Origin of the sequence: Gordonia sp. SGD-V-85 (assembly GCF_001456905.1) — a bacterium.
In the GTDB taxonomy this organism is placed as follows: Bacteria; Actinomycetota; Actinomycetes; order Mycobacteriales; family Mycobacteriaceae; genus Gordonia; species Gordonia hongkongensis.
The window spans coordinates 107,076-117,574 of sequence record NZ_LNQO01000016.1; the positions used below are offsets into that span (position 1 = coordinate 107,076).

Annotated in this window: 12 protein-coding genes and 1 pseudogene; 7 read left to right on the forward strand and 6 right to left on the reverse strand. The window is 65.7% G+C overall.

What is annotated here, in order from left to right; all coding sequences use genetic code 11:
* Positions 1 to 25: 25 nt before the first annotated feature.
* Together AS181_RS17715 and AS181_RS17720 are read right to left on the reverse strand one after the other, a co-directional pair.
* Complete coding sequence (locus AS181_RS17715; RefSeq protein ID WP_058252854.1) at positions 26 to 733, reverse strand: histidine phosphatase family protein; 708 nt, start codon at positions 731 to 733, stop codon at positions 26 to 28.
* A 104-nt stretch (positions 734 to 837) separates the two neighbouring features.
* Positions 838 to 1,545, reverse strand: coding sequence for a TetR/AcrR family transcriptional regulator (locus AS181_RS17720; protein WP_231742527.1), 708 nt, complete (start codon positions 1,543 to 1,545; stop codon positions 838 to 840).
* A gap of 90 nt (positions 1,546 to 1,635) precedes the next feature.
* On the opposite strand from AS181_RS17720, the gene AS181_RS17725 reads away from it, so the two are divergent.
* The 5 genes from AS181_RS17725 (at position 1,636) to AS181_RS17745 (ending at position 5,530) form a co-directional block, all read left to right on the forward strand.
* Positions 1,636 to 2,505: a TetR/AcrR family transcriptional regulator gene (locus AS181_RS17725; RefSeq protein ID WP_058252856.1), complete on the forward strand. Its 870-nt coding sequence runs from the start codon at positions 1,636 to 1,638 to the stop codon at positions 2,503 to 2,505.
* Positions 2,506 to 2,572: 67 nt separating this feature from the next.
* The gene (locus AS181_RS17730) at positions 2,573 to 3,319 is read left to right on the forward strand and encodes a ThuA domain-containing protein (RefSeq protein ID WP_058252857.1); all 747 of its coding nucleotides are present in this window, start codon (positions 2,573 to 2,575) and stop codon (positions 3,317 to 3,319) included.
* Positions 3,320 to 3,429: 110 nt separating this feature from the next.
* The gene (locus tag AS181_RS17735) at positions 3,430 to 3,735 is read left to right on the forward strand and encodes a hypothetical protein (RefSeq protein WP_058252858.1); all 306 of its coding nucleotides are present in this window, start codon (positions 3,430 to 3,432) and stop codon (positions 3,733 to 3,735) included.
* Positions 3,732 to 5,126: an aromatic ring-hydroxylating oxygenase subunit alpha gene (locus AS181_RS17740; protein WP_058252859.1), complete on the forward strand. Its 1,395-nt coding sequence runs from the start codon at positions 3,732 to 3,734 to the stop codon at positions 5,124 to 5,126. Before AS181_RS17735 ends, AS181_RS17740 begins: the two co-directional genes overlap by 4 nt.
* Positions 5,127 to 5,341: 215 nt before the next feature.
* A complete protein-coding gene (locus AS181_RS17745) occupies positions 5,342 to 5,530 on the forward strand; it encodes a hypothetical protein (RefSeq protein WP_223259029.1) in 189 nt (62 codons plus the stop codon).
* Between the two features lie 65 nt (positions 5,531 to 5,595).
* Here the strand turns inward: AS181_RS17745 and AS181_RS17750 are convergent, their stop codons facing one another.
* Together AS181_RS17750 and AS181_RS17755 are read right to left on the reverse strand one after the other, a co-directional pair.
* Positions 5,596 to 6,819: an alpha/beta hydrolase family protein gene (locus AS181_RS17750; RefSeq protein WP_058252861.1), complete on the reverse strand. Its 1,224-nt coding sequence runs from the start codon at positions 6,817 to 6,819 to the stop codon at positions 5,596 to 5,598.
* 42 nt (positions 6,820 to 6,861) lie between these two features.
* Entirely contained in the window at positions 6,862 to 8,385 is a 1,524-nt protein-coding gene (locus tag AS181_RS17755; RefSeq protein WP_058252862.1) for an MFS transporter, read from the reverse strand.
* 109 nt (positions 8,386 to 8,494) lie between these two features.
* Here AS181_RS17755 and AS181_RS17760 point away from each other — a divergent pair, with 109 nt between their 5' ends.
* On the forward strand, positions 8,495 to 9,160 hold the full coding sequence (locus AS181_RS17760; RefSeq protein ID WP_068972143.1) for a TetR/AcrR family transcriptional regulator: 666 nt from the start codon (positions 8,495 to 8,497) through the stop codon (positions 9,158 to 9,160).
* Between the two features lie 182 nt (positions 9,161 to 9,342).
* Here the strand turns inward: AS181_RS17760 and AS181_RS17765 are convergent.
* A pseudogene (locus AS181_RS17765) lies at positions 9,343 to 9,930 on the reverse strand (LysR family substrate-binding domain-containing protein); the annotation flags it as partial.
* An 8-nt stretch (positions 9,931 to 9,938) separates the two neighbouring features.
* On the opposite strand from AS181_RS17765, the gene AS181_RS17770 reads away from it, so the two are divergent.
* Complete coding sequence (locus tag AS181_RS17770; RefSeq protein ID WP_058252865.1) at positions 9,939 to 10,160, forward strand: hypothetical protein; 222 nt, start codon at positions 9,939 to 9,941, stop codon at positions 10,158 to 10,160.
* Between the two features lie 30 nt (positions 10,161 to 10,190).
* Here AS181_RS17770 and AS181_RS17775 read toward each other — a convergent pair.
* Positions 10,191 to 10,499 (reverse strand): transposase (locus AS181_RS17775; protein ID WP_175404353.1); only part of this gene is annotated, 309 nt, incomplete at its 5' end.

The window sequence follows — 10,499 nt, forward strand, 5'->3', positions numbered from 1 at the left end:
GGCTGGTTGTTCTGGCGGGGTCGGACTAGAGGTTCATCGCGCCGACGGAGGTCTGGAAGTCGAGCACGTGTGTGAAGTCGTTGACGGACTGCACCGCACGGCGGGTGTCCGCACCGCGCAACACGTTGACCGACGTGTGGTGAACGCGGACCGGCATGTCGAAACCGCTTCCGAGCGCGTCGGCGAGCACGGCATTGATCACCCCGCTGTGGCAGGTGACCACCACGCGCTCGCCGAGGTGCGCGTCGACGATCCGGCCGATCTCGCCGAGCACTCGCGCACGGAAGGCCACCGGGTCCTCGGCGTACGGGAACGGTTCGTAGCTGCGGGTCCTGATGTGTTCGCGGAAGATCCGGGATATCTCGTCGTGCGGAAGGGTCTCGAACGGCGATTCGTCGGCCGGGAAGGACTGCCACGGCTCGTACTCGGTCAGGGTGTCGCGGACGATCGGTTCCAGACCGTGATGGGCGGCGATGGCCCGGCCGGTGTCGAGGGCCCGGCGCAGCGGCGAACTGTAGACGACATCAACGGTGTGGGTGGCGAGCCGGTCGGCCACGGCGCGCACCTGTCGCTGCCCGAGGCCGGACAGAGGCGGATCGACGGTCTCAGCTGCGCTGAGCTCCTTGCTCAGCGCCTGCTCGCCGTGGCGGATGAGCACGAGTTCGCACAGTCCGGCCAGCGGCGCGAACGGGTTGTCGAGATCGATCGAGCGCGCACGAGTCTGGTTGGGCACGGCTCCAGTGAACCACAAACTAGGTTCTCTATAAAGATACTATCGCGAACCGCCTGCTCAGGTGAACGATCAGACGTCGAAGCTATAGGTTCGAGGGTGTCACATCACACGCTGGCGATGTCGGCGGCGAGCTCACGCACTTCGTCGGAGAAGCGCCGGCGCCCCAGGTTCGCGAGGACGACGTCCTCGGTGAGCCACGACGACGCGGACACCTCGAGGAGGCTGGACAGTGCCGTTGCCGCAGCGGCCTGCTTGGCCTTGGACGCGATGCGGTCCCGCGCCCGCAACTCGGCGGAGAAGATCGCGAGCATCTCCAGACGCACCTCCCGGCGCAGCGCCTCGATCGACAGACTCCATCCGGGCGACCGCACGAAGTAGACCAGCGACGCCGCCCGGTGGGCGTCGGTCCACTCGAGAACCGAGATGATCACGTCGCCGAGCGAGGCGTCGGGATCGGCGTCGATCTCCGTGCGCAGTTGGGTGAGCATCTGATCGGCGAAGATCCGCAGTCCGCCGAGGAGTACCTCCTCCTTGGAGGGATAGTGGTAATACACTGCCGCCGAGGTCATCTGCGCCTCAGCGGCGATGTCGGCGACGGTGACGTCCTCGATCGACCGCATCGAGTACAGGTGCATCGCCGCCTCGACGACGACGTCGCGTCGAGACGGCCGGTGCGCGGCCCGCTTCGCGCCGCTGCCGCCACTCGGAGCGCTCGCCGACGCGCGCCCGGCGTTGCGTCGGCCGGAAGTGCTTCGTCCTGAGGGATTCTTGCCCGCCATGCGATAGATCATGACAGCATCGGGGGCTGCCACGGGCTGTGCCATCCTGATGGCACGCCGTGAACGGAACCGGGAGGTCTGCGCCACGGCGGATCGGAACGGGGAGCACGGCGAGGAGGACGTATGGCGAGATCGAGGCGAGACAACGCCCGGCCGGCCGACGGCATGTCGGAGTCGGACGCCGACTGGCTCGGCTGGGATTCGACCCCGGCTGCCGACGACATCGCACTGGCGGCCGCGGACCCGGGGGCGGGCAGCGGCCCACAGGAGGACGTCGATCCTGACGCCGCACCCGACATCTCGCCGATGGAACACGAGGCCGGCGCCGAGGGCGCACCGCCGGACTCACCGGTCCAGAACGGATCGGGCGCAGGCAACGGCACGACCGCGCACCGTCCGTCGCGGCGGCATCTCATCGTGAAGGCCGCGGTTCGCGTGTTCTCGCGAAAGGGGTTCGCGGAGGCCTCCATCCAGGAGATCGCCACCGAGGCGGGAATGGTCCCGACCGCGGTCTACTATCACTTCGCCAGCAAAGAGGAGCTCTTCGAGAGCGCACTCGGCTATGCGATGGACGCGAGTTCGGCCGCGGCGCAGTCGGCTCGACCGGACGATGTGTCCGCGAGCGCGGACTCGTTCAAGGACGTCGTCGCCGCGGTCTGGGACTGGACCGCCGAGCACCCCAATTCCGCCCGCATGCTGTTCCTGCAGATGGCCGGCGGCGCGACCCCCGGGACCCGGCTGCTGACGAAGGAGTACGAGGAACGGCACATCCGACGTGCGTTCGACTACTTCCCGGCCGGTGAGGACCCGCCCAACCGGCGTGCGGCCACCGCACAGCACGCGGCGCGCACCCTCCGGGTCCGGACGATGATCGCGATGACCATCGCCATCCAACCCCTGCGTATCGAGGGTGGGCCGCTGTCGGACATCCCGGTACCCAGTCTGCGCACCGCGACGACCGACGTCTGCACCAAGATGATCGAAGGCCGCTGACCCGAGCCGAGCCCGTCGAGTAACTTTAATTCCGAAACAGTTACTCCGATGCAGGTTGGACTCGAACATGCGCATCCTCGCGATCACCGGCGGCCACTCCTTCGACCGAGCCGCCTTCGCCGATCTCCTCGACGCCCTTCCCGGTGAGGTCACCTGGCGCGAACATCCCGACGCCGCGATCGGGCCCGACGACCTCGCCGACCACGACGTGTCCCTTCACTACGACATGCCGGGCACCCTGCCCGAACCGTACGACCCGCCGGAGTCGTTGCGGGACTGTCTGCGCGCGGCCCGCGAGACGGGGCACGGATACGTCGTCCTGCATCATGCGATCGCGAGCTGGGCCAACTGGGACGAGTGGTCGGAGTTCGTCGGCGGCCGCTACCTGTACCAGCCCGGAACCGTGCGCGGGGCACCGCGCCCCGACTCCGGCTATCGGCATGCGGTGGAGCAGCGGATCACCATCGAGGACAGCACCCACCCGGTGACCGCGGACCTGCCGGCACATCTCGACCTCGTCGACGAGACCTATCTCTGCGAGGTGTTCGAGGACTCCGTGACGCCGTTGCTGCGGACGAACGCACCGATGACCGACGACGTGCACTTCTCCACCGCACTGGCCATGTCCGGGCGGCGGGATGAACGGGAGGGGTGGCAGCACGCCGAGGGATCGTCGCTGGTCGGCTGGTGTCGCACCAACGGTGCATCCCGCCTGGTCTACCTCCAGCCCGGCGATACCGCGGCCACTCTCGCCCACCCGGACTATCGGTCCCTGATCGCCAACTCGCTCCGGTGGGCAGCCCGCTCCATCTGAACTTTTTTTACAGCGAATACAGTTCGATGTGTTGCCGCTCACTCTCGGTGCTACAGTTAGTGAATACGCTGCCAAGTAAGAGGCGCGCCAGCCCCACCGAGGAGAACCCGATGCGTCAGATCCAGCATCCGATGAGTCGAGCCATCTACGAATTCGACGAGGACTTCAACGTCCTCGTGACCACCAAGGACGGCAAGACCGGCACCTTCGACCCCGAAGGCCGGTATCTGCACGGCGAAGTGAAATCCGTTGACCCGGAGATGGCCCGCTGGGTCGGTCTCGGTCCGCGCGAGCCCGTCCCCATCACCCAGAACCGTCGCTTCATGGGCGCTGCCAAGCTCCTGGAGAAGATGCAGGCGGACCGACTCGCCGACGAAGCCCGCAGCAATCGCCTGGCCGAAGGAGGCAAATTGTGACCGAGATCGACACACGCACCCCCGGATCGTCGGCATCCGACGACGAGCAGGCCGACTACGTCGCCAGCTACCAGCGACTGCTCGACACCGACACCCACCCGGTCCCGCAGGTCCTGCGGGAGGAGACCCACGACCTCTACGAGGATCAGAACTTCATCCCGGTCTCGCGGTACATCAGCCGCAAGTATCACGAGCTCGAGCGAGATCGTATGTGGTACAAGGTCTGGCAGATGGCGTGTCGTAAAGAGGAGATCCCCGAGCCCGGCGACACGCACATCTATGAGATCTGCGACAAGTCGATCCTCGTCGTGCGCGGCAAGGACATGTCCATCCGCGCGTTCTACAACTCGTGCCTGCACCGCGGCCGGATGCTCCGCGAGGAGAGCGGTCCCGCGGGCAACGACCTGCGTTGTCCGTTCCACGGCTTCTGCTGGAACCTGGACGGATCGCTGAAATCCATGACGTGCGAATGGGATTTCCCCCACGTCGACAAGGATGCAATGAACCTTCCGCAGGTCAAGGTCGACACCTGGGGCGGCTTCGTCTTCATCAACATGGACCCGCAGTCGGAGTCGCTTGCCAGCTTCCTCGGCGACCTGGGCAAGCACTTCGAGGCCTGGCCGCTGGAGGATCGCTACATCCAGGCGCACGTCGCGAAGGTCATCGACGCGAACTGGAAGATCGCCCAGGAGGCGTTCTCGGAGGCCTTCCACGTCATCACCACCCACCCGCAACGTGTTGTGGGAACGGGGGATTCGAACAGCCAGTACGACTCGTGGGGCAACTTCAACCGCGGGATCACCGCCAACGGCGTGCCCAGCCCGCACATCAAGTTCACCCCGAGCGAGCAGGAGATGTTCGACTCGATGGTGGATGCGCGCATCGACGAGGACCCGATGGTCACCCTGCCCGACGGTGTCACCGCGCGCGAGATGTCCGGCCTGCTCGCCCGCGAGGGGCTCCGCGAGGTCATCGGTGATGTGAAGGCGGACAACATGTCCGACGCCGAGTCACTCGACAGCATCTACTACACGGTGTTCCCGAACTTCCATCCGTGGGGTGCTTACCAGCGCATCGTCTACCGGTTCCGGCCGAACGGCGACGACCACAACACGTCGATCATGGACGTCTACCTGCTGGCGCCGTTCACCGGGCCGCGTCCGCCGGCCGCGAAGGTGCAGTGGCTGACGCCCGAACAGACCTGGATCGACGCCACGGTCCTCGGCAGCTCGGCCCGCGTGTTCGACCAGGACGCGTACAACATGCCGAAGGTGCACCGCGGCCTGAAGACCACCACTCAGAAGTACCTGCCGATGGCGGCGTACCAGGAACTCAAGATCCGCCACATGCACCACCTGCTCGCGAAGTGGGTGGGCGAGGAAGTCGACTGATCCCCCCGTCGTCGATGATCTCGACTCGGCGCTGCGACTTCGGATGAAGCCGCAGCGCCGAATTCGTTCGTCGACTGTGCGTCGGTTTGCGTCGACTGTGCACCTCCGCTGGTTGAGCTTGTCGAAATCACCCCGCGCCGACCATTGTGCGATCACGACCTTGCGCAGCCGACGGCACGGTTTGCGAATTCATCGGCATGATGGGTGGTGTGTTGATGCTGACGCTGGTGATCGTCGTCGGGGCCGCCGCTGCCCTGTGCGCGATGACGGCGGCCTTCGTCTACCTACGGCCCGGTGACGATCACGTGCGTGCAGAACGCCTAGCGCGCCGCTGGCTGATCGCGACCGGGGTCCTCGGTGTTACGGCGCTCGGCCTCCGATTCGGATGGCTGCTGCTGAGCTGACACGGGCTTTCGCCCCCCAGGCAGGGTGCGGGATTCGTAGCGGTTTCCGGTACGAATCCCGCACTCTAGGAGTTCGCCGCCGAGGCGAGGGTCTCGTCGAGCCAGTCAAAAATGCGACTGTCGGTGAGCGCCCGTGCCATTGGCTGGCAGTGCCAGCTCGCACCTTCGGCAGCGGTGAACTCGACCAGTTCGGTTGCCGCGCCCGACATCTCGGCGAGCTGTGCCGACTGACCGGGCCAGAACTGTTCGTCTTCCGGTGAGGTGATCAACATCGGCGTCCGGATCTGCTCCGCGACTTCGGGTGTCAGCGTATACTCGGCAACGGCTCTCATCGTCTCCGCGTAACCGGCCTCGCCGTACGGGCGCGCCCGCCAATCCCACAGCTTCTTGGTCGACTTGCTCAGCTTCATGCCGATGGCCATCATCTGATCGAAGTCGTGATCCTTGCCCTCCTCGAGTTTCTTCGCCAGCGACGTACCAACATTTTCCAGCCACGACGTATCGACCTTCACCACGCCGGGATCGGCGATCGCGGCGGCATGACGATGTTCGAAGGCGATCGCGCGCGGAACCCAGTAACCGGCCTGGCTGATGCCGTAGACGGCGAGGCGCCGGGCGTCGACACCACCGAGTCCGACGACGACTTCGGTGACCGGCGTCAGCACGGCCTCCCAGTCGGGCCGGAAGTACGTCCCGTGCTCGAAGAGCATCGACTGTTGCCCTGGTCCGTCGAACATCACGACACGGTAGCCGCGCTCGAGCGCACCGTGTGCCGCTGCCGACCACTGCGCCGAGACCGACCCATCGCTGCCGTTCACCATGACCAGGGTGGGCCGGGGTGCATCGCCGGCGTCGGTCGGGGAAAGGTACCAGCCGGGTAACACGGTGTCCTCGTACGGGATCGACAGTCGTTGCGCGACGAACGGACCGTGGTCGACGAATTTCTCCCATGCGGCCCGATGTTCGGCGAACACCGGCATACGCTCGTCGTCGGCGATGCCGTCGAGTGCGTCGAACGCCTGCGAGAGGTACGTGGCCGCACGGAGATAGGTGAAGGCGGCGCTGTGGGAATGATCCGCCGCGGCGCTCGCGTCCGCTTCGGCGACGAGCCTCCGGCCGAGTCCGTGCCAGGCGTCGAACCAGTCACGGTCGTGGCCGTCCCCGACGGCGTCGATGGTCGCGAAGATCTCGCCGGCGTCGGCCGCACCCGAGTTGCAAGAGCCCAGGAGGAGCCGAACTTGGGACTGTCGCTGATTCGGTGTAAGTGGTTTTGATCGCCCGGTGCCCATTCCGCGGGTCTGGGCACCGGGCGTGTTGCGAGATCGGCTCGATCAGTGGGCAATCGCCGGAGCGGCATCCGGATCCGTGCGCGGGATGGCCCGTGGATACAGAACGGCTGCGAGTGCCGCGCCGACGAAGAAGAAGCCGGCAGCCCACCAGAATGCGGTGTGGAAGCTGGCGAGTTCCGCGCCCTGCTTCATCGCGTGCACGGCGGCCTCCGGAATCGGACCAGATGTCGCCACGGATCCGGGGGTGTTGTCGTTGATGTAGTTCGTCGCGGCCGTCGCCGCAAAACTCGACAGGAGCGAGATACCGATCGAGCCACCGATCTGCTGGGCGGTGTTGACCATGGCCGATGCGACACCGGCATCCTCGGCCTGCACTCCGATGGTGGAGAAGCTCATCGCGGTGGCAAAGACGACACCCAGACCAACTCCTGTGATGATCAGGCCGGGAAGGACGCCGGAGACGTAGTCACTGTCCGCCTGGATCCTGGTGAGGACCATCATGCCGACACCGGCCAGGCCCATGCCCGTTGCGACCAGAATCTTTGGACTGATCCGGGTGATGAGAGCGGCACCGACCACGGCGCCCGTGACAGCGAGGGCGCCAACCATGGGGAGGAATGCGACTCCGGTGATGACGGGGCTGTAACCGAGCGTGGACTGCAGGTAGTACGTCAAGAACAGGAACACCGCGAACATGCCGATCGCACAGATCAACATCACCAGGTACGAGGTGCCGCGAACACGATCGAGGACCACCCGCATCGGCAGCAACGGGTGCTCGACACGCGTCTCGACGACGACGAACGCGGCGAGCAGGGCGATACCGACCACGATGAAGGTGACCGTCCAGGTGTCGGACCAGCCGTTGACCTCGGAATTCGAAAGGCCGTACACGAGCGAGAAGAGGCCCGCGGTGACGAGAATCGTGCCCGGCCAGTCAAGCCCGGAGCCGCCGCTCCCGGTGCGGTGAGACGGGACAAGCCACAGCGCTCCAACCAACGCGACAACCGCGAACGCAACGTTGACGTAGAGGCACCAGTTCCAGGACACGTACTCGGTGAGTACTCCACCGAGCAGCAAGCCGATGGCGCCACCGGCTCCGGAGATCGCGCCGTAGATCCCGAAGGCGCGGCCTCGGTCGGCACTTCCGGCGAAGGTCACGGTCAGCAGGGACAGTGCCGCCGGCGCCAACAGCGCACCGAACACGCCCTGGAGAGCACGTGCAGCGACGAGTACCTCGAACGAGGGGCTCCAGCCGCCCAGCGCTGAGGCGGCAGCAAAACCGGCGAGGCCGATCACGAACGACTGTTTGCGTCCGAAGAGATCGTTGATTCGCCCGCCGAGCAACAGGAGGCCACCGAAGGTCAGGGAGTACGCGGTGATGATCCACTGTCTCGACTCGTCGCCGAACCCGAGGTCGTACTGGGCGGCCGGGAGCGCGATGTTCACGATCGTGGCGTCGAGCACAACCATCAATTGCGCCGTTGCCAGCACGACAAGGATCGCCCATCGGCGACGTGTGTCGGGTGGTGAACTCGCCGCCAAGTCCACTGTCTTCGTTGTCATCACGGGTTCCTCTCATCCAGGAAGCGGAATCATTAATTCCGTTTATTCATCGACTACCCTAGACCGCGAAACGGAACATGTCATTCCGTTACGAGAGGATGTGACGACCATGACAGCTGGCGAGGCGGAGCGGGACCACGCTCCACTGCGACGCGACGCCGCCCGCAATGTCGAGAAGATCTCCACCGCAGCAGCAGCGGCATTCGCGGAGCGCGGACTGGAAGTGACGATGGCCGATGTCGCCGACCGGGCCGGGGTCGGCGTGGGAACGGTCTATCGACGCTTCGGGGACAAACACGGTCTGATCACCGCGTTGTTCGAGGACAAGGTCCACGAGGTGGCTGAAATCGCGGAAGCGGCGAAGGATCGATCCGGCCCGACCGAGGCCCTCGTCGAACTCCTGGTCCGTTGTAACGAGTTGCTGGCCGCCAACAAGGGCCTGCGACAGTTGCTTCTCTCCACCGCCGGCGACTTCGAACCCCGCGCCGATGCACTGGCCCGACTCATCGCCGTCGTCGACGGGTTGGTCGCTGACGCCAAGCGCGCAGGGTGGCTTCGAGACAGCTTCGCGCCCAGTGACTTTCCGATCCTGCTCGTCGCTGTACAGGCGGTTCGCGGTCTCGGGGGTGACACCCACCCCGAACTCTGGCGCAGAACTCTCCAAGTTCTGGTCGACGGCATCCGCAGCGACTCCAGGAAGCCCATCGACATGATTACCCCACCTGCACTCTCCGAGGAACAGACTCAGAGCCTCATGCGAGATCACAAACGGTGAGAACCAGCAGTGACCCTACCCGGACCCGGCAGTGATCCTCAGCTCGAAGCAGAGGCCGACCAGCAGGTCCGGATACAGGATGGCGGCGGCGACAGTTGCGGCGGTCCGACCGTCAGTGGCGACTCGTTGCGTTGACGTCCACGCACAACTGGCGCCAAGGTTACTCCCCTGCCGGACGCCACTCAGGCAATGGCACGCAGAACGCGAAGTGCGTGATCGACCGGCGGGGTGCGGTTCGCGGCATCACATGCGACGACGAGATCGATCTCGCCGACGTCGGACAGCGGGCGGTAGACGACGCCGGCGATGCCGAGTGCCGCAGTGGGTTCAGGGACCACCGCTACGCCGACGCCCGCAGCGACGAGGGTCACCAGGGTGGAGGTCCCCTCTACCTCGTGCCTGGCCTGCGGGACGAACCCGGCCCGTGCGCACACCGCGGCGACCACGCCGTTCATGACGGACTTCCCACCGCCGGTGTGCGTGATGAAATCGCTGTCTCGCAGGCGGCCCGCGTCGATCGGCGAGGTGAGATCGGCGGCAAGTCGGTGGTCCGCCAGCAACGCCACGAACAGTCGGTCCCTCCGCACCGTCTCAACGTGCAGCCCCGGGGAGTTCTCCGGCGGGCGCAGGAGTCCGATGTCGATCTCCCCCGACGTCAGCGCGTCGACCTGCGCCGGCGCAAGCATTTCGCCGCGCACGCTGACCTCGACGTCGGGCAGTTCCTCCCGCATTGCTCGTACCAGCTGCGGGAGGAACGAGTAGGTGGCGGATCGACGCGGTGGCTGATCGGATCCGCACGATCGACCGGTTCTGCCAGGAGAGCGGACGGGACCGTTCTGATCTCGACATCGCTGTCGCGCTGCGGAATCCGGCTCCCACGGACCGCGCCGGTCTCGACGCTCTCGGCGTCGACGAACTGGTGCTGGTGGAGTCACCGCCCGCGAATTCCGATGCGGTGCCGGGATGGTTGGACGAGCTGGCGGACCGCTGGGCGGTCTGAGGCGGACGGAACTAGTGGTGTGTCTCGGTTTTAGCTAACTCCTTGTTCGAGTGCGGCGCGGGCGCGGGCGACCTTGGCCAGGATCGACCTGGAGGTTGCGGTCCAGACATATGGTGTCGGGTTGTCGTTGTGGGCGTTGAGGTATTCCTCGATGCTCTCGATGAGGTCGGGCACGCTGGCGAAGATCCCACGGCGGATGTTCTTGTCGGTCAACTCCCGAAACCAGCGTTCGACCTGGTTGAGCCACGACGACGAGGTCGGGGTGAAATGGAAGTGAAAACGTTTGTGCCGCTCCAACCATCGCAGGACTTCGGGATGTTTGTGGGTGCCGTAGTTGTC